This window comes from Streptomyces sclerotialus (genome assembly GCF_040907265.1).
Lineage (GTDB): Bacteria > Actinomycetota > Actinomycetes > Streptomycetales > Streptomycetaceae > Streptomyces > Streptomyces sclerotialus.
The window spans coordinates 6,857,230-6,878,542 of record NZ_JBFOHP010000002.1 but is presented as its reverse complement, the minus strand read 5'-3'; the positions used below and the strand labels follow the sequence as shown (position 1 = coordinate 6,878,542).

Here is a 21,313-nt window from a genome sequence, read left to right as displayed (position 1 = left end):
GGGTAGCGGGTCTGCGGGTCGAGGTGGTATCGACCGGGTGCCCGGCAATCACCGCAGGTATCAGCCAGGCGTCGGGTACGCCCCGAACGGATGCCGAAGCGGAGCCGTGCGCGCGGCGGTGTGCTGCCCCTCGCGGACTACCGTTCCGGCGGCGGCGTCGTGCTCTCGCGTACCACGAGGCGGGTCGGTACGAGGGTCGTGCCGCGGGCCGGTTCGTTCCGGCGGACCTGGCGGAGCACTCCCTCGACGCAGCGGCGGCCCACCTCGGCGAAGTCCTGGTGGACGGTGGTCAGGGGCGGCAGGAAGGAGCCGGCTTCCGGGATGTCGTCGAAGCCGATGACGGAGACGTCGTGGGGGACCGAGCGGCCGCGCTCGTGGAGGGCGCGGAGGAGGCCGAGGGCCATCTGGTCGTTGGCGGCGAACACGGCGGTGCAGTCGCGCTGTTCGGCGATGCGGAGTCCGGCGCGGTATCCGGACTCGGCGGTCCAGTCGCCGCGCACCGGCTCGGGCACGGCGCGGCCCGCCTCGGCCAGCGCGGCCCGCCAGGCGTCGGACCTGCGCTGTGCGGCGTAGGACTCCTCGGGCCCCGCCAGGTGCCACACCGTGCGGTGGCCCAGGTCGAGCAGGTGGCGGACGGCGGCCCGGGTGCCGCCCGTCTGGTCGGTGTCGACGACGGTGTAGCGGTCGCCGGCGTCCGAGTCCGCCACGACGACCGTCACGTGCGGTGGCAGCGTGAGGCGGGCGGCGTCCAGGAGGTGCACCTCCATGATGACGATGACCGCGTCGACGGCGAGCTCGCCCAACCGCGTGAAGGCACCGCGTACTTCGTCCTGGCTGGGCACGGCGACGGGGAGCAGGGTGACCGCGTAGCCCTCCTCCGCCGCTGAGGTGGCGATCGCCTCCAGTGTGCGGACGTTGCCCGTGGTGGAGAGCGTGAAGGTGATGACGCCGATGGTGCGGAAGTCGCCGCGCTTGAGGGCGCGTGCCGCGCTGTTGGGGCGGTAGCCCAGTTCCTTCATCGCGGCGAGGACCCGCTGCCGGGTCTCCTCGTTGACGCCGGCGAAGCCGTTCGCGACGCGGGACACCGTCTGCGAGGAGACGCCCGCGACCCGCGCGACGTCGGCCATGGACGCGTTCTGCGTACCGCGCCAGGTGCCGGTCCTGCCCCGCGCCGGGGCGCTGTCCGTTGCTTCCACCGTCTCCCTCACCCGTTGCGCCGTTCCGCTGCCGAGCGACGACCCTTGACCGCCGTCAGCGACGCAGTGTAGACATGCCGCCACCGAATGTTTACGCAAACATAACACCTTGCGGCAGCCCGCGAAGGCCCCTTCGCGCGCCACGATGTTTGCGTAAACATCGAGCTGCCGCCCGTGGGAACCAACGAGCGAGGGACGCGTGATGACGACGCTGCAACCATCGGCGGCCGCAGGGCGGCGCCCGGACAGACCACCGGCACGAGGCGGCCGCCGCTCCCCCGCACGCAGCCGCCGCGCCCTCGTGGGATGGGGTTTCCTCGGCCCCTTCGTGACCGTCTTCGCCCTGGTCTTCCTCGCGCCGCTCGCGTACTCCGGCTACCTGAGCCTGTTCCGCGACCAGCTCATCGGCGGCACCGCCTTCGTGGGCCTGGAGAACTACCGACAGGCGCTCGGGGACAGCGAGTTCTGGGCCGGGCTGGGGCGCGTCTCCCTCTTCCTCGCCGTACAGGTGCCGATCATGCTGGGCATCGCCCTGTTCGCCGCGCTCGCCCTCGACAGCGGACGCCTCTACGGCAAGGACTTCTTCCGGATCTCGGTCTTCCTGCCGTACGCGGTACCCGCCGTCGTCGCCTCCCTCATGTGGGGCTTCCTGTACGGCACCCGCTTCGGCCTGGTCGGCGACCTGAACGACGCGTTCGGCATCTCACTGCCCGACCCGCTCTCGCCCGATCTGGTCCTCGCCTCCCTCGGCAACATCGTGACCTGGGAGTTCGCGGGCTACAACATGCTCATCCTGTACGCCGCGCTGCGCGTCGTCCCGCACTCGCTCTACGAGGCGGCGGAGCTCGACGGCGCGGGCCAGCTCCGTGTCATCACGGCCATCAAGCTCCCGGCCATCCGCGGCGCCCTCGTCATCGCCGCTGTCTTCTCGGTGATCGGCAGCTTCCAGCTCTTCAACGAGCCCAGCATCCTGCAGAACCTCGCCCCGAACGCCATCACCACCTCGTACACCCCCAACCTCTACACGTACTCACTGTCCTTCTCGGGCCGGCAGCACAACTACTCCGCGACGGTCGCCATCGTCATGGGCCTGATCACCATGGCCGTCGCCTACGTCGTCCAGCTGCGCGGCATGCGCAAGGGAGCGTGAACCGATGAGCGGCCCCGCCACCACCGCCTCCCGGCCCGGCACACCACCCCACAGACCCGCGAGCCGCCCGCCCCGCCCGCGGGCGCCGCGCCGCCACACCCCCGGCCGCCCCCGGCGCAGTGTCCCGCTCACCCTCCTCACCGGCCTCGTCCTGCTCTACAGCCTGCTACCGCTGGTGTGGCTGCTGCTGAGCGCGACGAAGACACAGCAGGGCCTGGCCGGTTCGTTCGGCCTGTGGTTCGACGGCGACTTCGCCCTGTGGGACAACGTCGCCGCCACGTTCACGTACCAGGACGGCGTCTTCGTCCGATGGCTGCTCAACACCCTCCTGTACGTGGCCCTCGGCGCGGGCGGCGCCACCTTCCTGGCCGTCCTCGGCGGATACGCGCTCGCCACGTTCGACTTCCCCGGCAAGCGCGCCGTCCTCGCGGTCGTCATCGGCGCGGTCGCCGTACCGGGGACGGCCCTCGCGGTGCCGACCTTCCTCATGTTCAGCGAGATGGGCCTGACCGACACCCCGTGGGCGGTCATCATCCCGTCGCTGATCTCGCCGTTCGGCCTCTACCTGATGTGGGTGTTCGCCGCCGAGGCGATCCCCGCCGAGCTGATGGAGGCCGCCCGCATCGACGGCGCGGGCGAGCTGCGCACCTTCTTCCGGGTCGCCCTGCCGCTGCTCGCGCCCGGCACCGTCACCGTCCTGCTGTTCACGACGGTGGCGACCTGGAACAACTACTTCCTGCCGCTGATCATGCTCAAGGACCCGGACTGGTACCCGCTGACCCTCGGCCTCAGCAGCTGGAACGCGCAGGCCGCCACGGCCGGCGGCGAGGCCGTCTTCCACCTGGTCGTCACCGGCTCGCTGCTCACCGTCGTGCCGCTGATCGCCGCCTTCCTGCTGCTCCAGAAGTACTGGCAGTCCGGACTCGCCGCCGGAAGCGTCAAGGAGTGATCACACGATGCCCGCATACTCTCTTCCCCTCCGCCGCCGGCTGCGCGGCACGGTGCTCGCCTGCGTCCTCGCTCTCGGGGCCACCGCCTGCGGCGGCTCGGGCGACGGTGCCACCGGAGCCGCTCAGAAGCAGGTCGGCCCGGCGGACATCCGGAAGGCCCTGAAGAAGGGCGGCACCCTCACCGTGTGGGCGTGGGAGCCCACGCTGAAGAAGGTCGCCGCCGACTTCGAGAAGGAACACCCCGGCGTCCACGTGAACCTGGTCAACGCGGGTACCAACAACGACCAGTACACCGCACTCGAGAACGCGATCTCCGCGGAGAAGGGCGTCCCCGACGTCGCGCAGATCGAGTACTACGCACTCGGCCAGTACGCGCTGACCAAGTCCGTCACCGACCTGCGCGCCTTCGGCGCCGGCAAGCTCGCCGGCGCCTACTCCCCCGGCCCGTGGAACTCCGTGAAGTCGGGTGCCGGCATCTACGGCCTGCCGATGGACTCCGGGCCGATGGCGCTCTTCTACAACAAGAAGGTCTTCGACAAGTACGCCATCGAGGTGCCCACCACCTGGGACGAGTACGTCGAGGCCGCGCGCAAGCTGCACAAGGCGAACCCGAAGGCGTACATCACCAGCGACAACGGTGACGCGGGCCTGACCACCAGCCTGCTGTGGCAGGCCGGGTCGCACCCGTACCAGGTCGACGGCACGAAGGTCCGCATCGACTTCACCGACCGGGGCGCGCGGCAGTACACCAGAACCTGGCAGCAGCTCATCGACGAGAAGCTCCTCGCGTCCTTCACGCCCTGGAGCGACGACTGGTACAAGGCGCTCGGTGACGGCACCCTCGCCACCCTGCCGGCCGGCTCCTGGATGCCCGCCAACTTCGCGTCCGGCGTGCGGGACGCCGCGGGCGACTGGCGCGCGGCGCCGCTGCCGCAGTGGACCGAGGGCGCCGAGGCCGGCGCGGAGAACGGCGGCAGCTCCCTCGCCCTGCCCACACTCGGCAAGAACAAGGAACTCGCCTACGCGTTCGTGGAGTACGCCAACGCCGGCAAGGGCGTGCAGACCCGCATCGACGGCGGGGCGTTCCCGGCGACCACCGAGGACCTGAACTCCGAGGAGTTCCGGAACACCGAATTCCCGTACTTCGGCGGGCAGCAGGCCAACAAGGTCTTCGCCGAGGCCGCGGCGAACGTCGGCACCGACTGGAAGTACCTGCCGTACCAGGTGTACGCCAACTCGGTCTTCAACGACACCGTCGGCAAGGCCTACGTCTCCGGCACCCCGCTGTCCGAGGGCCTGAAGGCATGGCAGGACGCGTCCGCCAAGTACGGCACGGAGCAGGGCTTCACCGTCCGGAAGTGACCGCAGCCCGGCCGCACCCGAACACCACCGGAAGGACCCGCATGACCTCCCGCCACCCGTCCCGGTTCCCCTACGCACCGGGCAGCGACGGCACCCCGCGTCTCTCCTACGGCGCCGACTACAACCCCGAGCAGTGGCCACGGGCGGTGTGGGAGGAGGACGTCCGGCTGATGCGCGAGGCCGGCGTGAACATCGTCTCCCTGGGGATCTTCTCCTGGGCCCGCCTCCAGCCGGCCGAGCACACCTGGGACTTCGGCTGGCTCGACGAGGTGATGGACCTCCTCCACGAAGGCGGTATCCGGGCCGACCTGGCCACCGCCACCGCGTCCCCGCCGCCCTGGCTCACCACAGCGCACCCGGAGGTCCTCCCGGTGACCGCCACCGGTGAGACGGTGTGGCCGGGCGCGCGGCAGCACTGGCGGCCCACCTCGCCGGTCTTCCGCACCCACGCACTGCGTCTCGTGCGCACCCTCGCCACCCGGTACGCCGGCCACCCCGCGCTCGCGGCCTGGCACGTCAACAACGAGCTGGGCTGCCACAACGTCTACGACTACTCCGACGACGCCGCGCGTGCCTTCCGTGCCTGGCTGCGCGCACGCTACGCCACGCTCGACGCGCTCAACGACGCCTGGGGCACGTCCTTCTGGTCACAGCACTACAGCGACTGGGAGCAGATCCTGCCCCCGCGGCTCGCCGCCTCCCACCCCAATCCGACACAGCAACTGGACTTCAAGCGGTTCTCCTCCGATGCGCTCAAGGACCATCTGCGCGCGGAGCGGGAGGTACTGCGGGAGATCACCCCGGACGTGCCCGTCACCACCAACTTCATGGTCATGCCCGGCATCAAGGGCATGGACTACGCCGACTGGGCCGGCGAGGTCGACTTCGTCGCCAACGACCACTACGTCGTGCCCGGCCCGCAGGACCGTGACGAGCTGTCCTTCTCCGCCAACCTCACCTCCGGCATCGCGGGCCACCGGCCGTGGTTCCTGATGGAGCACTCCACCAGCGCGGTGAACTGGCAGCCCGTCAACGTGCCCAAGCGCCCGGGTGACCTCGCCCGCGACTCGCTGCTGCACGTCGCGCACGGCGCCGACGCCGTGTGCTTCTTCCAGTGGCGGCAGTCCGCGGCGGGCGCGGAGAAGTACCACTCGGCGATGGTGCCGCACGCCGGGCCCGACAGCGAGGTGTTCCGCGCGGTCACCGGCCTCGGCCGGACGCTGCGGGCGCTCGCGCCGGTGGCCGGCTCCGAGCGTGAGCCGGCCCGCGTCGCGGTGCTCTTCGACTGGGACTCGTGGTGGGCGAGTGAACAGGACTCCCACCCCACGTCCCGCCTCGCCTACCACCGCGAAGCCCTCGACTGGTACTCGGCGCTGCTCCGCCTCGGCATCCGTACCGACGTCGTGCCCGCGCACCGCACCGACCTCGCCACGTACGACCTCGTGATCGCGCCCGTACTGCACGTCGTCCCCGCCGCGCTCGCCAAGGAACTGACCCACTACGTGGAGGGCGGCGGCCACCTCGTCACCACCTACTTCTCCGGCATCGTCGACGAGAACGACCACATCTGGCTGGGCGGCTACCCCGGCGCCCTGCGCGACCTGCTCGGCATCCGCGTCGAGGAGTTCGGGCCGCTGCCGGACGGCGAGTCCGTCGCCCTCGACAACGCGACGACCGGCACGCTGTGGACCGACCGCATCACCGTCACCGCGCCCGACGTGGAAGTCCTCGCCCGGTACCGCACCGGGGCGTACGCGGCACGCGCCGCGGTGACCCGCCGTACGCCGGGGCGGGGCTCGGCCACGTACGTCTCCACCCGCCTCGGCGCCGACGGTCTCACCGGACTGCTGCCCGAGCTGCTGGCGCCTGCCGGGGTGACCGGTGAACTGCCCTCGGCAGCGGCCGGCGCGGTGGAACTGACGGTGCGTCGGGACGCGGCGAACCGCTATCTGTTCCTGGTCAACCGCACCGACGAACCCGTCGCGCTGCCCGGCCTGACGGGCGACGTGCTCGCCGGCCCGGCGGCGGACGACGGCCTGGTCCTGCCGCCCCGGGAGGTCGCCGTCCTGCGGCAGCCCCGCCCTGAGCGGTGACAGCACGCACCCACCCGCACCAACGACCCGCCCAGTGGACGAGTTGGGAGTACACGTTGGCACGCCGTACCCGCACGAGACGATTCCTCGGAGTCACCGGAACCGCAGCGCTGGCGACCGCGGCCGCCCTGCTCACGGTCCCGCCACCGGCCGCGGCGGCGCCCTCCGCCGTCACCGTCCGGCCCGACCCTTCGTACCAGCAGGAGAAGTTCGAGGGCTGGGGCACCAGCCTCGTCTGGTTCGCGAACGTCACCGGCGGCTATCCCGAGCCGATCCGCGAGAAGCTCGCGGACCTCCTCTTCGGCGACGACGGCCTCGCGCTGAACATCGCCCGTTACAACATCGGCGGCGGCAACGCGCCCGACGTCAAGGACTACCTGCGGGCCGGCGGCGCCGTCGAAGGCTGGTGGCAGGCGCCGGAGGGCACCACCCGCGACGACACGGACTGGTGGGACGCCGACGACCCGGCGGACTGGAAGCCGGACGCCGACGCGACACAGCGCTGGTGGGTGGAGCGGATCAAGGACGACGTGGACCACTGGGAGACGTTCAGCAACTCGCCGCCGTACTTCATGACGGAGAGCGGCTACGTCTCCGGCGGCTTCGACGCCGGTACCGACCAGCTCAAGGAGGAGTCCGTCCGCGACTTCGCCGCCTACCTCGCGGGCGCCACCGAGCGCCTGGAGAAGGCCGAGGGCATCACGGTCGACACCGTCGACCCGTTCAACGAGCCCGACACCACCTACTGGAGCACCCGGCTGGGCGCCGACGGCGAGCCGGTCGGCGGCCGCCAGGAAGGCGCCCACATCGGCCCCGAACTGCAGCAGAAGGTCATACGTGCCCTCGCGCCCGCACTGAAGAAGGCGAAGACCCGCGCGCGGATATCCGCGATGGACGAGACCAACCCCACCATTTTCGCGCGCAACTGGAACACCTACCCCGCCGACGTACGCGACCGCGTCACACGGATGAACGTCCACACCTACGGCACCGGCGGCCGTACCACGGTCCGCGACCTCGCCAAGGCCGCGGGCAAGCCGCTGTGGATGAGTGAGGTCGGCGGCGACTGGGGCGACGGGCAGTCCTTCACCGACATGCGGCCCGGCCTCGGCCTCGCCCAGCAGATCGTCGACGACCTGCGCGAACTGGAGCCGCGTGCCTGGGTGTTCTGGCAGCCCGTCGAGGACTACGACAACATGAAGCCGGGCGGTGAGTCCGCGAAGGGCGGCAACTGGGGCAGCATCCAGATCCCGTTCAGCTGCACCGCGGAGGACACCCTGGAGACGTGCCCGCTCCGCACGAACACGAAGTTCGACACGGCACGCAACTTCACCCACTTCATCAAGCCCGGCGACCGCCTGGTCAAGGTCGACGACACCGCCAGCGCCGCCGCCGTCTCCCGCTCGGGCGACGCCGCCACCGTCGTCCACGTCAACCGCACCACGGACACCCGAACGGTGACCCTCGACCTCTCGAAGTTCCGGCGCATCGCCCCGGGAGCCACCGTCACCCCGGTCGTGACCAGCGCGGACGGCGGACTCCAACGGCACGACGCCCTGCCGGTCAGCGGCCGCAAAGCCACCTTCACGGTGCCCGCGCAGTCGGTGACCTCCTTCCTCGTCGACGGGGTGTCCGGCGTCGCGAAGGACGCACCGCTGCTGCGCGAGGGCCGTACGTACGAACTGACCGGCGTGCAGAGCGGCAAGGCCCTCACCGCAGCCGACGACGGAAAGCACCTGGTCGTCACCGGTGCGGACCCGTCCGGAACCGACCGGCGGTGGCGGCTGCGCCAGACCGGCGGCGGTGACCACAGCAACCGGCAGCAGTACGTCTTCACCGATGCGGCGGGCGACAGGCGCCTGGCCGTCCGGGACGACGTCCCGGTCCTCGAACGCGACACCGGCCGGCGCGACGCGGCCACCCAGTGGACGATGTCGACCACCGGCGACGGCACCTGGACCCTGGTCAACGCCGCCACCGGCAAGCTCCTGGAAGTCGGCGGCCAGGCCACGCACGACGGCGCCGCCGTCACCACCTGGCAGCCCAACTCCGGCGCCAACCAGCGCTGGAAGCTGACCGACGTCACCTGACGGGCTGCCAGGCGCGCGGCACGACGGGCACGTCCGTGTCGGTGGCCGCCCCGGACAGCCGGGGCGGCCACCGGGTGCCGTCCGGTGTCGTTCAGTGCCGCTCAGTGGATGTGCGACCCGCCGTTGATGTCGTAGGTGACGCCGGTGAGGTAGCCGGACGCGGGGCGGGCCAGGAAGGCGATGACGTCGGCGACGTCGGTGACGCTGCCGGCGCGGCGCATCGGGATGTCCTCGATCATGGCGGCCTTGCGTGCGGGGTCGAGCTTGCCCGCGGTGATGTCGGTGTCGATCAGGCCGGGTGCGACGGAGTTGACGGTGACGCCGGAGGGACCGAGTTCGCGGGCCAGCGCGCGGGAGAAGCCGAGGAGTGCCGCCTTGGCCGCCGAGTAGGCGACGCCGCCGAAGACGCCGCCACCCCGTTCGGCCGAGACCGACGACAGGTGGATGATGCGGCCGAAGCCGCGCTCGGCCATGCCCGGGGCCACCCGGCGGGTGATGAGGAAGCTGCCGCGCACGTTGACGTCGAAGATGCGGTCCCATTCCTCGGCCGAGACGTCGAGGAAGCGGGTCGGCGAGGTGATGCCGGCGTTGTTGACCAGGGCGCCGACCGGCGGCAGCGCGGCCTCGGCGGATGCCACCGCGGCGTCGACCCCGTCCGGGTCGGTCACGTCGGCGGCGAGGCCCAGCGCCTGCACGCCGTGCGCCTCGGCCACCTGAGCGGCGGCGTCCTCGGCGGCCTCCTTGTCCAGGTCCAGTACGGCGAGGTGGTAACCGTCGGCGGCCAGCGCGTGCGCGGTGGCCCGGCCGATGCCCCGGCGGGAACCGGCGCCGGTGACGATGGCGGTGCGGGGGGTGGCGGAGGCGGTGGTCATGTGTACGTCCTTCGGGATTCAGTGTGCGGGCGGGAAGGCGTTGCGCAGCAGGCCGGAGAGCACCGCGCCGGCCCTGGCGGCTTCGGCGGGGCGCTGGTCGTCGGTGACGTCGTGGGTTTCGAGTTCGAGGCTGTAGTGGCCGTCGTAGCCGGTCGTCGTCAGGTGGCGGACCAGGGCGGCGAAGTCCACGTCCCCGCGGCCGATGCTGCGGTGGATGTCGCCCGGTACGGCGTCGCGGAGGTGGACATGGGCGAGGCGGCCGCCGAAGGCACGCGCGGCCTCGACGCAGTCGCCACCGGAGGCCACGACGTGGCTGGTGTCCAGCACCATCCCGACCGGGGCGGTGCCCGACGCCTCGGCCGGCCGCCGGGCACGGGTGAGGTCGCTGCACAGCCGGAGCACGTGCGGGGCCTCGGCGTACAGGGCCACGCCCACGGAGGTCGTGGCCTGCGCCGCGAGCGTCAGGGCACGAGCGACGGCCCGTACGGCGTCCTCGTCGTCGGCGTGGTCGCGGCTGTGCGTGCCATGCGCTCCGCAGGGCAGTGTGATCGCCGGTGCGCCGGTCGCCTGAGCGAGGCGGATCAGGGGGCGCAAACGGTCCTCGATCAGTTCGGGGGCCGACGCCAGTTCTTCCAGCGGGCCGATGTCGGCGTTGACCGTGCGGACACGCAGTCCGCTCGCCCGCACCACGTCGGCGATCGGCTCGACGCGCTGCTCGGGCAGCGGAACGGGCACGTGGTCGCAGACGCCGGGCAGGGCACCCAGGTCGACCTCGGTGAAACCGCCCGCGGCGATGTGGCGGAGGGCATCGTCCAGGGGCAGGCCGCGCAGCGAGATGGTGCTGCAGCCGACCCGCGGGTCGATGGCGGCCGTACCGGTGCCGGTGCCGGGTACCGCCGCCGTCACAGTTCTTCCCGTACGCGGGCCTTGATGGCGGCCACCGACAGTCCGTACCGGTCGTGCAGAGTGGGCAGCGCGCCCGCGGCCAGGAACTCGTCGGGCAGGCCGATGGGCACGATGCGTACGCCCGCTCCGGCACAGGCCAGGCAGGAGGCCACGGACTCGGCCAGGCCGCCGATGACGGTGTGGTTCTCCAGGGTGACCACGAGCCGGCCCTTCGCCGTCTCGCGCAGGATCGCCTCGGTGTCCAGCGGCTTGACGGTCGGTACGTGCAGGACGGCCACGTCGACGTGGTCGGCGGCCAGTTCCTGCGCCGCGGTCAGGGCACGTGTCGTCATCAGGCCCGTCGAGATGAACAGCACGTCGCGGCCGGTGCGCAGCTCCGCGGCCTTCCCGAGTTCGAAGCGGTAGCCGTACTCGTCGAGCACGGTCGGCACGGCGCCGCGCAACAGCCGCAGGTAGGTCGGTCCGGGGCTGGCGGCCAGGGCCGGTACGGCCTGTTCGATGTCCACGGAGTCGGCCGGGTCGACGATGGTGAGGCCGGGGATGCCACGCAGGATGGCCAGGTCCTCGGTGGCCTGGTGGCTGGGTCCGTAACCGGTGGTGAGGCCCGGCAGCGCGCCCACCACATTGACGTTGAGTCCCGGCTCGGCGATGTCCAGGCACAGGAAGTCGTAGGCGCGGCGGGTGGCGAAGACGGAGTACGTGGAGGCGAACGGTACGAGTCCCACCTCCGCCAGGCCGGCGGCGGCGCCCAGCATGGACTGTTCCGCCATGCCCATCTGGAAGAACCGGTCCGGGTGGGCCTCCCGGAAGATGTGCATGTCGGTGTACTTGGCCAGGTCGGCGGAGAGCCCGACGATCTCGGGCCGCTCTTCGGCGAGCCGGGCCAGCGCGTGCCCGAAGGGCGCCTTGGTGGTGCGCTGCCCCTCCTCCGCGATCGAGGCGATCATCGCTGAGGTGGTGAGCTTGCGGGGCGTGTTCGTGGCGGTGGCGGGGGCGGTCATGCGTCGGTTCCCTTCCGGGCGGAGTGGTAGGACTGGTCCAACTGGTCGCGGGCGACCTGCCATTCGTGCTCCTCGACCCGCATGAAGTGCGCCTTCTCGCGGGTCTCCAGCAGGGGCACGCCGCGCCCGATGCGGGTGTCGCAGATCAGTACCGAGGGCGAGCCGCGGTGGGCGCGCAGGGTGTCGAAGGCGGTGACGAGCGCGTCGATGTCGTTGCCGTCCACCCGGATCGCGTGCCAGCCGAACGCCTCCCACTTCTCGGTGACGGGCTCGGTGCGCAGCACACCCGCGGTCGGGCCGTCCGCCTGGAGGGCGTTGACGTCGACGACGGCGGTGACGTTGTCCAGGCCGTGGTGGGCGCCGGCCAGCGCCGCCTCCCAGGTGGAACCCTCGTCGAGTTCGCCGTCGGAGAGCAGGTTGTAGACACGTGCCGGGCTGCCCTGGTGGCGCAGGCCCAGTGCCATGCCGACCGCGACACCGAGGCCGTGGCCGAGCGAGCCGCCGGAGATCTCCATGCCGGGGGTGTAGGAGGCCATGCCCGACATGGGCAGCCGCGAGTCGTCGCTGCCGTACGTGGACAGCTCTTCGACGTCCAGGATTCCGGCCTCGGCCAGCGCGGCGTACAGGGCGATGGCGTAGTGGCCGATGGAGAGCAGGAACCGGTCCCGCTCCGGCCACGTGGGCTCGTCCGGACGGTAGTTGAGTACGTCCTTGTAGGCGACGGCGAGGACGTCCGCGACGCCGAGTGCCTGGCCGATGTACCCCTGGCCCTGGACCTCGCCCATGTCCAGGGCGTGCCGCCGGATGCGGTGGGCCGCGTCGTGCAGGGCGCTGACGCGTTGCGTGCGGTCGGTGCCGCCGGCGGCGTCCGTACGGGCGGGGGCGGCCGCGCGGCCGGGGCTGAGGGTGGTTTCGGTGGAGGTCACTTCCCGTGCTCCTTGGTGATGAGGTGACGACGCACGCGGGGCGGGCGTCGGGATCGGTCGAGGCAGGGGGCCGCCGGTCACCGGCCTCCGGCTCCCGCGGGGGCGGATATCGCCGAAGGCGCCTCTTCGCTCTCGGCGCGGACGGCCGCTGCCCGGTCCCGTGCGCCCCAGGTCTCACGGGTCACGAGCGTCGCCAGCAGTCCGAGCAGGCCGTAGAAGCTGAACAGGACGGCGGGGCCCGCCCAGCCGGTGGCGGAGTACAGGGCGGTGGCGATCATGGGGGTGAAGCCGGAGACGACCGCGGAGAGCTGGTAGGCGAGGGAGGTGCCGGCCGTACGGGTCTTGGTGGCGAACAGCTCGGAGAACCAGGCGCCCTGCACGCCGGCCAGGGCGTTCTGGCAGACGCAGTAGCTGACGACGAAGGTCAGCAGCACGAGCGCCGCGCTTTCGGTGCCCACGAGCAGGAACATGGGCACGCCCCACAGCAGGGTGACCGCCGAGCCCAGCAGGTAGACCGGGCGCCGCCCGATGCGGTCGGAGAGGCCGCCCCAGAAGACGGTGGCGAGTATGCCGAGGGCCGCGGCCGTCACCAGGGCGGTGAGGGAGACGGTTCCCGAGACGTCCGGCGCGGTGTCGTCGTCCAGGTAGGACAGGACGAAGGTGACGGAGACGGCGTAGCCGGCGGTCTCGGCGGCACGGAGGCAGAAGGCGCGCAGGACGTTGCGCCAGTCGTCGCGGAGCACCTCCAGGAGCGGGTTCTTGGCGACCTCGCCGGACTCCTTGAGCTCCTCGAACTCCGGCGACTCGTCGATCTTCAGCCGGATGAGGATGCCGACGACGATCAGTACGGCGCTCAGCAGGAAGGGGACCCGCCAGGCCCAGGAGCCGTCCAGCGTGCGGGTGCTGACCAGGAACGCGAGGTTGGAGAGCAGCAGCCCGACGGGGAACCCGGCCTGCGTGATGCCGGTGTAGAGGCCGCGTTTGCGCCATGGCGCGTGCTCGAAGGTCATCAGGATGGCGCCGCCCCACTCGGCACCGAAGGCGAGCCCCTGCACGATGCGGACGACGACCAGCAGGATCGGCGCCCACAGGCCGATCTGCTGGTACGTGGGCAGACACCCGATGAGGACGGTCGCGACGCCCATGATCAGCAGGGAGCCGACGAGGACCGGCTTGCGGCCGATGCGGTCCCCGAGGTGGCCGGCGATGATGCCGCCCAGGGGGCGGGCGGCGAAGCCGATGCCCAGGGTGGCGAACGACAGCAGCGTCGCGGCCAGCGGCTCGGAGCCGGGGAAGAAGACGTCCCCGAAGTAGAGCGCGGCCGCCGTACCGAAGCCGATGAAGTCGTACGTCTCGATGACCGCGCCGACGCCGCAGCCGACGGCGACCCTGCGGCGTTCCGGTGAACCTTCCGCCCGTGGCCGGGCCGGTGGTGGCTGGGGTGGTGGGATGGAGCTGACCATGCGGATCCTCCTCGATCGCCATGCGTCCGCCTGCGCTGTTGACTGTTAACAGTCAACAGATGCCGTCGATACTGGGCGCCGCTGTGGCGCTTGTCAACGCTCCGGAAGCACCTTCTTCACTTGGGCGTTACACGCGGTTGCCGCGGCGACGGAGGAGGCGCGGGCACGCGATGACCACCACGTCCGCATGGTCGGACGTCATGCCGGACGTGATGCCGGACGTGATGCCGGACGTTGACTGTTGACAGTAGACTTCCCGGGACCGCGGGCCGCCGTATCCGCGCAGGCATCACCGCACAGCACTGAAGGGGGAAACGGCGTGACCGTACCGGCATTGCCGAATCTGGACCGGTCGACGTTGCGCGAGCGCGCGTTGGTCGCCTTGCGCGCCGCGATCACCACGGGCCGTTACCGCCCCGGCGACCACCTGGGCGAGGTGGAGATCGCCTCGCGTATGTCCGTCAGCCGCGGCACCGTGCGGGAGGCGCTGCGTCACCTGCAGCAGGAAGGGCTGGTCGTCGCCGGCGCCCGCGGCATGCTGCGGGTCCGCGCCCTGTCACCGCGGGAAGTGCGCGAGCTGTTCCAGGTGCGGGAAGCCCTCGAAGGCCTCGCCGTCGCGCAGGTCATCGCCTCCCCCGACCGCGCTGCGGCGGTGACGGCGCTGCGCGAGGCGCTGCACCGCCTGGAGAAGGCCTTCGGTCCGTCCGGCGGCCTGGAGGACCAGGTGGAGGCCGATCTCGCCTTCCACCTTCTCCTCTGCGAGCTCTCCCGGAACTCGATGCTGGTGACGACGTGGCGCCACCTGGAGGGCCCCACCCGCGTCGTCGTGATGAGCGCCGCCGGCGAGCAGCGCAAGGTCACCATGTCCGCCGCCCACCACGCACCCATCGTCGACGCCATAGAACGCGCGGACACCGACGCCGCACTGGCCATCCTGCACGACCACATGAGCAGCGCCATGGCCAACCTGCAGACCTCGGCCCCCGGGAACGACGCCTGACGAGCGCGGCGGGACGGACCGCGCTCGTCTTTCAGCCGTTCAGCTGCCCAGCTCCGCCTCGAACTCGGCGGCCTCCAGGATCTGCTTGACCGTGGTCAGGTAGCGGGCGGCGTCCGCGCCGTCCACCAGACGGTGGTCGTAGGAGAGCGACAGGTACGTCATGTGGCGCACCGCGATCGTCTCGCCCAGCTCCGGGTGGTCCACGACCACCGGACGCTTGACGGTGGCACCGATACCCAGGATGGCGACCTGGTTCGGCGGCACGATGACGGTGTCGAACAGTGCACCGCGCGAGCCGGTGTTGGAGATGGTGAAGCTCGCACCCGACAGGTCGTCCGGGCTGATCTTGCTCTCGCGGACCTTGCCGGCCAGCTCGGCGGTCTTCTTCGCGATGCCCGCGATGTTCAGGTCACCGGCGCCCTTGATGACCGGGGTCATCAGGCCCTTCTCGTTGTCCACCGCGATTCCGACGTTCTCGGAGTCGAAGTAGGTGATGGTGCCCTCGTCCTCGTTGATCCGGGCGTTGATGACCGGGTGGGCCTTCAGCGCCTGGACCGCGGCCTTGACGAAGAACGGCATCGGCGACAGCTTCACGCCCTCACGGGCGGCGAAGCCGGCCTTGGCCTTCTCACGCATCCGCATGATCTTGGTGATGTCCACCTCGACCACGGAGGTCAGCTGCGCCTGGCCGTGCAGGGCCTTCATCATGTTGTCGCCGATGACCTTGCGCATCCGCGGCATCTTGACCGTCTGGCCACGCAGCGGCGAGGCCTCCAGGACCGGAGCCTTCGGCGCGGCGGAGGCGGCCGGGGCAGAGGGCGCGCCGGCTCCGGTGGAGCCGGTGCTTGCACCGGGGGCCGGAGCGGCGGTCTTCGCGGCCTCGGCGGCGGCGATGACGTCCTGCTTGCGGATGCGGCCACCGACGCCGGTGCCCCGGACCGTGGTGAGAGCGACCCCGTGCGCCGATGCCAGCCCGCGGACGACCGGGGTGACGTACGGGGCGGAACCTGCGGTCATCGGCGGTGTGACGTCCGTGCTCACGGTCAGCCCTCCAGCCCGTAGTGCCTGACGGCTTTCCGTACGGACTCCGGGTCGACCTCGCCCCGCCGGGCCAGCGTGGCCAGCGCCTGCACGGCGATCGACGGGGCGTCCACCCCGAAGTACCGGCGGGCGTTCTCCCGGCTGTCGGACAGGCCGAAGCCGTCCGTACCGATGGACACCCACTCCTGCTCGACCCAGGGGGCGATCTGGTCCGGTACGGCCCGCATCCAGTCGCTGACCGCGACGACCGGGCCCTCGGCACCGGCCAGCGCGCGGGTCACGTACGGCGTCCGGTCCTCGCCCTTCAGGCGTGCGGCGTCGCACTCCAAGGCGTCCCGGCGCAGCTCCGTCCAGGACGGCGCGGACCAGACGTCGGCCGCCACGTTCCAGTCCTCGGCCAGCAGCGCCTGGGCGTCGAGTGCCCAGTGGATGGCCGTACCGGAGGCGAGCAGCTGCAGCCGCGGCGCTTCCCCGGCGGCGTTCCCGGCCGCCTTGTACCGGTAGAGGCCGCGCAGGATGCCCTGCTCGTCCAGTCCCTCGGGCATGGGCGGCTGCACCTTGGTCTCGTTGTAGACCGTCAGGTAGTAGAAGACGTCCTCGGCGTTCTCGCCGTACATCCGGCGGAGGCCGTCCTTGACGATCACCGCGACCTCGTACGCGAAGGCGGGGTCGTAGGAGACGGCGGCCGGGTTGGTGGAGGCGATGAGGTGCGAGTGGCCGTCGGCATGCTGCAGGCCCTCCCCCGTCATCGTCGTGCGCCCCGCCGTCGCGCCGATCACGAAACCGCGGCCGAGCTGGTCGCCCAGCGCCCAGAACTGGTCGGCCGTCCGCTGCCATCCGAACATCGAGTAGAAGATGTAGAACGGGATCATCGGCTCGGCGTGCGTCGCGTACGAGGTCGCGGCAGCGGTCAGCGAGGCGAGCGAACCGGCTTCCGTGATTCCCTCGTTGAGAATCTGACCGTTCTTGGCCTCCTTGTAGTAGAGGAGCTGATCGCGGTCGACCGGGTCGTACGTCTGGCCGAGCGGCGAGTAGATCCCCGCACTCGGGAAGAGCGACTCCATGCCGAAGGTACGGGCCTCGTCCGGGACGACGGGAACCCAGCGCTTACCGGTCTCCTTGTCCCGCATCAGGTCCTTGACCAGCCGGACGAACGCCATGGTCGTGGCGATCTCCTGACTGCCCGACCCCTTCTTCAGCGCGTCGAAGGCCTTGTCGGCGGGCATGGGGAGGGGTTTCGGAGTGACCTTGCGGGCCGGGGCCGGGCCGCCCAGCGCGGCGCGCCGCTCCCTCAGGTACGCGATTTCGGGGGAGTCCGCCCCCGGGTGCGCGTACGGCACCAGCTCGTCGTTCAACCTGCTGTCGGGAATCGGCAGTTCGAGCAGGTCGCGCATCGCCCGGAACTCCTTGCCCGACAGTTTTTTCATCTGATGGTTGGCGTTGCGTGATGCGAAGCCGGGGCCGAGCGTCCAGCCCTTGACGGTCTGCGCCAGGATGACGGTCGGCGCACCTTTGTGCTCGACGGCGGCCTGGTACGCGGCGTACACCTTGCGCGGCTCGTGGCCGGCCCGCGACGTGCCGACGATCTCCTCCAGCCGTGCGTCGGTGAGCCGCTCCCCGAGGTGGCTCAGTTCCGGCCGCCCGCCGAGGAAGTGCTCACGGATGTACGCACCGTCGCGGGCGGCGAAGGTCTGGAACTGCCCGTCGGGGATGCTGCCGAGGTGCCGTACGAGCGCGCCGTCCGTGTCCTGTCCGAGCAGGTCGTCCCAGGCCCGGCCCCACAGCGACTTGATGACGTGCCAGCCCGCGGCCCGGAACTGCCGCTCCAGTTCCTGCACGATTTTGAAGTTGCCGCGGACGGGGCCGTCCAGGCGCTGGAGGTTGCAGTTGATGACGAAGGTCAGATTGTCCAGACCCTCGCGCGCGGCGAGCGCCAGCGCGGCGGTCGACTCGGGCTCGTCCATCTCGCCGTCGCCCAGGAACGCCCAGACGTGCGAGTGCGAGGTGTCCTTGATGCCGCGGTGGTGGAGGTAGCGGTTGAACCGTGCCTGGTAGATCGCGGAGAGCGGGCCGAGGCCCATCGATACGGTCGGGAACTCCCACAGCCAGGGCAGCCGCCGCGGGTGCGGGTAGGACGGCAGTCCCTGCCCGCCCGCCTCCTGCCGGAAGCGGTCCAACTGGCCTTCGCTCAGGCGGCCTTCGAGAAACGCGCGGGCATAGACCCCGGGTGACGCATGCCCCTGTACGTACAGCTGGTCACCGCTGCCGTCCGCCTCCTTCCCGCGGAAGAAGTGCTGGAATCCGAGCTCGTAGAGCCAGGCCGCCGAGGCGAAGGTGGCCATGTGGCCGCCGAGTCCGCCGCGCTGGTTGCCGCGGGTGACCATCGCCGCCGCGTTCCACCGGTTCCAGGCGGTGATCCGCGCCTCCATGGCCTCGTCGCCCGGGTACTCGGGCTCGGCGGCGGTGGGGATGGTGTTGATGTACGGGGTCTCCAGGAGCGGCGGAAGGCCGATGGCGTTTCGTTCGGCGTGCTCCGCGACGCGGCGCAGCAGGTAGGCGGCCCGGTGCGGACCGCCGGTGCGCGCGGCGCCGTCCAGCGATTCGCGCCACTCGGCGACCTCGGCCGGGTCGCTGTCGGGCAGTTGGTCGAGCTGGGACACGGTGATCCCCTTTCACGTTCCTGGGTGAGGAACCGGAGGTGCCGCGCGCTTCCGCGGCATCTCCGGCGGTCGGACGGACGGCCGGCGATGGGGGTGGACCGGTCGACGGCGACCTCAACTGGCGCCACCACATGGGTGACTTCACTTCCTGGCCTTCCGAATTACGGAACCTCTGTTCCGCACAACAGAACGTAGAGACCGCCGATCGCCACGGTCAATAGCTACCGCCGAGTAATGATCGATGATCGATCAAACGGGCCACTCGCCGCCCCCTCGCGCTCGCTTGCCTTCGCTTGCCCTCCGCGTGTCACCTCGCACAGCAACCTCTTGAAAGGCGAACGCCCCGGGGCCCGGCCTGCTCGGCAGGCCGGGCCCCGGGGCGGTGGCGGTCGGAAGTCGGTCAGGCTGTCGGCGAAAGGTCCGGCCGACGACGGTACGGCGGACAACCGTCAGGCTGTCGGCGAACGGTCAGACCGACAACGGTACGGCGGACAACCGTCAGGCTGTCGGCGAACGGTCAGACCGACAACGGTGAGGCTGTCGGCGAACGGCCAGACCGGCCGGGGACGTCGGGGCCGCTGAGGCCGCCAGGGCCACCGCAGCCACGGCGGCCGCCGGAGCCATCGGATTCGCCGAGGTCACCGACCCGACCCGTTCGATCTCCCGTCCAGGTTCGCCTTGGCGACCGCGGCCGCGAGGTGTTCCTGTACACCCGCGGGCAGCACGTCCCCCTGGACGGTGCCGACCAGGTCATGGGCCAGCCGGTGCAGCTTCGTGTTGGTGTTCTGGGAAGCCGTGACCAGCACCTGCCAGGCCGCTTCGGGGCTCAGACTGAAGGAGGCCATCAGGATGCCCCGGGCCAGGTCGATGGTCGGCCGGGTCTGCATGGCCCGCCGCAGTTGGGCGACCAGGGTGTGCAGGTCCTGGCCGGTGTGGGGGTCGGTACCCACGCAGGGGCCGCCGTCGGGTGCGGCAGGATGTGTCATGGTCTCGCCGTCTGGGTTCGGGGGCGTGAAGAGTTCCCGCGAGCCGGTCAGGTCGAGCACCCGCTCGACCGCCCGGCTCCCGGAACGCATGGTGACTGTCTTGCACTGCTCCATGGCCCGCCGGTGCAGGCTGAGCAGCAGATTGAGGCCTGAGCAGTCGCAGAACTCGACCTCGCGCAGGTGCAGGTCGATGCCGCTGACCGAGTAGCCGAGGGCATGGCGCAGGTCGGGCCGGAACCGCTGGGCGGCATCCAGGTCGAGCTCCCCCCGTATCGACACGCTCACCCGGTCGCCGTCCGGTGCGATGCCGATCGTCGCGGGCACCGGCGGGACCGACGCCGGGGTGCGGGGGCTCGTGGGCACGACTGCTTCCCCGCCGAGGGACTGCTCAGAGTGCGCAGGCTCCGGCATGACCTCTCTCCCTCGTCTGTGCCAGACCGCCGGTATCAGGCTGCCCTCCGCAGACTACACACGTCAATAAATACCTGAAACTCAGTACGTGCTTTTGAATGCGCGTATGCTCGGTCGCTAGAGTTGGCACATGGATGGAGTGCCCGAGCCACACACCGGATGGACGTTCGTCACCAATCACGCCCGAGTACTGGCGGCCATTGCCGACAACCACAGTGCCCGCATCCGCGACATCGCCGTACACTGCCGCCTCACCGAACGCGCCGTCCAGAAGATCATTTCCGACCTGGAGCGGGACGGCTACCTCTCCCACACACGGGAGGGACGGACGAACACGTACCGGATCGATCCGAGCAAGGTGCTGCGCCACCCGGCCGAATCCGGTCTGACCGTGGCAGCGCTGCTCTCACTGCTCGTCCAGGACGAGGTCGACCGCTCGCCGGTCACCGACACCAACGTCCGCTCCCACGCCAGGACCTGACCCCGACGCCCGGGGCCCGTACGGTGTTCGCGCCCGTACGGTGATTCACGTCCGTACGGTGATTCACGCCCGCATGGTGATTCACGTCCGCATGGTGATTCACGTCCGCACGGTGATTCACGTCCGCACGGTGATTCACGTCCGCACGGTGATTCACGTCCGCACGGTGATTCCCCGCTCTGCGTCACTCCGCCTCGTCCGGTGTCCGCGTCGTCCGGTGTCTGCGCCCTGCCGCAGCGAGCTGCCGCAGTGAGCTGCCGCGGGGAAGGGTCCGCCCCCCGTGAGCGGCGGCCGAAAAGCAGTCGCCGAGCAGCCCGGTGTTCCGGTTCACAGACCGGATGGCCAACCCTCCGTACCCGCTGCGCAGTGTCACCGACGACGAGTTCGTGCCCTGGGCGCGGATGATCGCCGGTACCTACGGCACGGACCGCTCCGAGGAGGAGCTGGCCGACCAGCGGGCCGCGACGGAGCTGGAGCGGACCCTCGCCGTGTTCGACGAAGACCGGCCGGTGGCCGGTGCCTCCGTCTGCAGCCGGGTACTGACCGTCCCCGGGGGCGTCATGCCGGTGGCGGGCGTCGCCTTCGTGGGCGTGGCCCCGACGCACCGGCGCCGCGCCCTCCTCACCTCGATGATGCGCCGGCAGCTGACGGAGCTGTACGAGAACGGCCGGTAGCCGATCGCCGCACTCCGGCCTTCCGAAGCCGGCATCTACGGACGTTACGGC

16 protein-coding genes and 1 pseudogene are annotated in these 21,313 nt (G+C 70.9%); 8 read left to right on the top strand and 9 right to left on the bottom strand.

The features are described from left to right. Nucleotides 1-137: 137 nt before the first annotated feature. Nucleotides 138-1,127, bottom strand: coding sequence for a LacI family DNA-binding transcriptional regulator (locus AAC944_RS30255; RefSeq protein ID WP_030620434.1), 990 nt, complete (start codon nucleotides 1,125-1,127; stop codon nucleotides 138-140). Nucleotides 1,128-1,398: 271 nt separating this feature from the next. On the opposite strand from AAC944_RS30255, the gene AAC944_RS30250 reads away from it, so the two are divergent. The 5 genes from AAC944_RS30250 to AAC944_RS30230 are packed head-to-tail and all read left to right on the top strand — an operon-like array spanning nucleotide 1,399 to nucleotide 8,841. After that, nucleotides 1,399-2,346, top strand: a complete 948-nt coding sequence (locus AAC944_RS30250) for a carbohydrate ABC transporter permease (RefSeq protein WP_030620432.1) — start codon at nucleotides 1,399-1,401, stop codon at nucleotides 2,344-2,346. A 4-nt stretch (nucleotides 2,347-2,350) separates the two neighbouring features. After that, entirely contained in the window at nucleotides 2,351-3,295 is a 945-nt protein-coding gene (locus tag AAC944_RS30245) for a carbohydrate ABC transporter permease (RefSeq protein ID WP_030620429.1), read from the top strand. 7 nt (nucleotides 3,296-3,302) lie between these two features. Then, the gene (locus tag AAC944_RS30240) at nucleotides 3,303-4,658 is read left to right on the top strand and encodes an ABC transporter substrate-binding protein (RefSeq protein WP_030620426.1); all 1,356 of its coding nucleotides are present in this window, start codon (nucleotides 3,303-3,305) and stop codon (nucleotides 4,656-4,658) included. 41 nt (nucleotides 4,659-4,699) lie between these two features. Continuing rightward, nucleotides 4,700-6,751 carry a beta-galactosidase gene (locus tag AAC944_RS30235; protein ID WP_030620423.1) on the top strand — a complete coding sequence of 684 codons (2,052 nt, stop codon included), beginning with the start codon at nucleotides 4,700-4,702 and terminating at the stop codon, nucleotides 6,749-6,751. Between the two features lie 56 nt (nucleotides 6,752-6,807). Beyond that, a complete protein-coding gene (locus AAC944_RS30230; RefSeq protein WP_030620420.1) occupies nucleotides 6,808-8,841 on the top strand; it encodes an RICIN domain-containing protein in 2,034 nt (677 codons plus the stop codon). 101 nt (nucleotides 8,842-8,942) lie between these two features. On the opposite strand, the gene AAC944_RS30225 is transcribed toward AAC944_RS30230, so the two are convergent. The 5 genes from AAC944_RS30225 to AAC944_RS30205 form a co-directional block, all read right to left on the bottom strand. Next, a complete protein-coding gene (locus AAC944_RS30225) occupies nucleotides 8,943-9,713 on the bottom strand; it encodes an SDR family NAD(P)-dependent oxidoreductase (protein ID WP_030620417.1) in 771 nt (256 codons plus the stop codon). A gap of 18 nt (nucleotides 9,714-9,731) precedes the next feature. Then, a complete protein-coding gene (locus AAC944_RS30220; RefSeq protein WP_196943175.1) occupies nucleotides 9,732-10,619 on the bottom strand; it encodes a sugar phosphate isomerase/epimerase family protein in 888 nt (295 codons plus the stop codon). Further along, entirely contained in the window at nucleotides 10,616-11,620 is a 1,005-nt protein-coding gene (locus AAC944_RS30215; protein ID WP_030620413.1) for a transketolase family protein, read from the bottom strand. The genes AAC944_RS30220 and AAC944_RS30215 overlap by 4 nt, the downstream gene beginning before the upstream one ends. Further along, nucleotides 11,617-12,546 (bottom strand): transketolase, encoded by a 930-nt coding sequence (locus AAC944_RS30210; protein ID WP_078888799.1) that lies wholly within the window; start codon nucleotides 12,544-12,546, stop codon nucleotides 11,617-11,619. Before AAC944_RS30210 ends, AAC944_RS30215 begins: the two co-directional genes overlap by 4 nt. 77 nt (nucleotides 12,547-12,623) lie before the next feature. Then, nucleotides 12,624-14,009 carry an MFS transporter gene (locus AAC944_RS30205; RefSeq protein ID WP_030620409.1) on the bottom strand — a complete coding sequence of 462 codons (1,386 nt, stop codon included), beginning with the start codon at nucleotides 14,007-14,009 and terminating at the stop codon, nucleotides 12,624-12,626. A 319-nt stretch (nucleotides 14,010-14,328) separates the two neighbouring features. On the opposite strand from AAC944_RS30205, the gene AAC944_RS30200 reads away from it, so the two are divergent. Continuing rightward, a complete protein-coding gene (locus tag AAC944_RS30200) occupies nucleotides 14,329-15,009 on the top strand; it encodes a GntR family transcriptional regulator (RefSeq protein ID WP_030620405.1) in 681 nt (226 codons plus the stop codon). Nucleotides 15,010-15,048: 39 nt separating this feature from the next. On the opposite strand, the pseudogene sucB reads toward AAC944_RS30200, so the two are convergent. From sucB to AAC944_RS30185, 3 genes and pseudogenes are all read right to left on the bottom strand, one after another. Beyond that, nucleotides 15,049-16,011, bottom strand: a pseudogene (gene sucB / locus AAC944_RS30195) (2-oxoglutarate dehydrogenase, E2 component, dihydrolipoamide succinyltransferase); the annotation flags it as partial. 41 nt (nucleotides 16,012-16,052) lie between these two features. Continuing rightward, nucleotides 16,053-18,710: a pyruvate dehydrogenase (acetyl-transferring), homodimeric type gene (gene aceE, locus AAC944_RS30190; protein WP_030622048.1), complete on the bottom strand. Its 2,658-nt coding sequence runs from the start codon at nucleotides 18,708-18,710 to the stop codon at nucleotides 16,053-16,055. A 638-nt stretch (nucleotides 18,711-19,348) separates the two neighbouring features. Continuing rightward, entirely contained in the window at nucleotides 19,349-20,059 is a 711-nt protein-coding gene (locus AAC944_RS30185; protein WP_051872257.1) for an ANTAR domain-containing protein, read from the bottom strand. Nucleotides 20,060-20,237: 178 nt separating this feature from the next. Here AAC944_RS30185 and AAC944_RS30180 point away from each other — a divergent pair, with 178 nt between their 5' ends. Both AAC944_RS30180 and AAC944_RS30175 read left to right on the top strand, forming a co-directional pair. Beyond that, a complete protein-coding gene (locus AAC944_RS30180; RefSeq protein ID WP_030622051.1) occupies nucleotides 20,238-20,588 on the top strand; it encodes a helix-turn-helix transcriptional regulator in 351 nt (116 codons plus the stop codon). A 338-nt stretch (nucleotides 20,589-20,926) separates the two neighbouring features. After that, the gene (locus AAC944_RS30175; protein ID WP_368396510.1) at nucleotides 20,927-21,262 is read left to right on the top strand and encodes a GNAT family N-acetyltransferase; all 336 of its coding nucleotides are present in this window, start codon (nucleotides 20,927-20,929) and stop codon (nucleotides 21,260-21,262) included. Nucleotides 21,263-21,313: the final 51 nt, after the last annotated feature.

Excerpts from the sequence above, each read along its gene's own strand:
- AAC944_RS30255 (WP_030620434.1), bottom strand. The coding sequence starts at position 1,127 with ATGGCCGACGTCGCGCGGGTCGCGGGCGTCTCCTCGCAGACGGTGTCC.
- AAC944_RS30250 (WP_030620432.1), top strand. The coding sequence starts at position 1,399 with ATGACGACGCTGCAACCATCGGCGGCCGCAGGGCGGCGCCCGGACAGA.
- AAC944_RS30245 (WP_030620429.1), top strand. The coding sequence starts at position 2,351 with ATGAGCGGCCCCGCCACCACCGCCTCCCGGCCCGGCACACCACCCCAC.
- AAC944_RS30240 (WP_030620426.1), top strand. The coding sequence starts at position 3,303 with ATGCCCGCATACTCTCTTCCCCTCCGCCGCCGGCTGCGCGGCACGGTG.
- AAC944_RS30235 (WP_030620423.1), top strand. The coding sequence starts at position 4,700 with ATGACCTCCCGCCACCCGTCCCGGTTCCCCTACGCACCGGGCAGCGAC.
- AAC944_RS30225 (WP_030620417.1), bottom strand. The coding sequence starts at position 9,713 with ATGACCACCGCCTCCGCCACCCCCCGCACCGCCATCGTCACCGGCGCC.
- AAC944_RS30215 (WP_030620413.1), bottom strand. The coding sequence starts at position 11,620 with ATGACCGCCCCCGCCACCGCCACGAACACGCCCCGCAAGCTCACCACC.
- AAC944_RS30205 (WP_030620409.1), bottom strand. The coding sequence starts at position 14,009 with ATGGTCAGCTCCATCCCACCACCCCAGCCACCACCGGCCCGGCCACGG.
- AAC944_RS30180 (WP_030622051.1), top strand. The coding sequence starts at position 20,238 with ATGGATGGAGTGCCCGAGCCACACACCGGATGGACGTTCGTCACCAAT.
- AAC944_RS30175 (WP_368396510.1), top strand. The coding sequence starts at position 20,927 with ATGGCCAACCCTCCGTACCCGCTGCGCAGTGTCACCGACGACGAGTTC.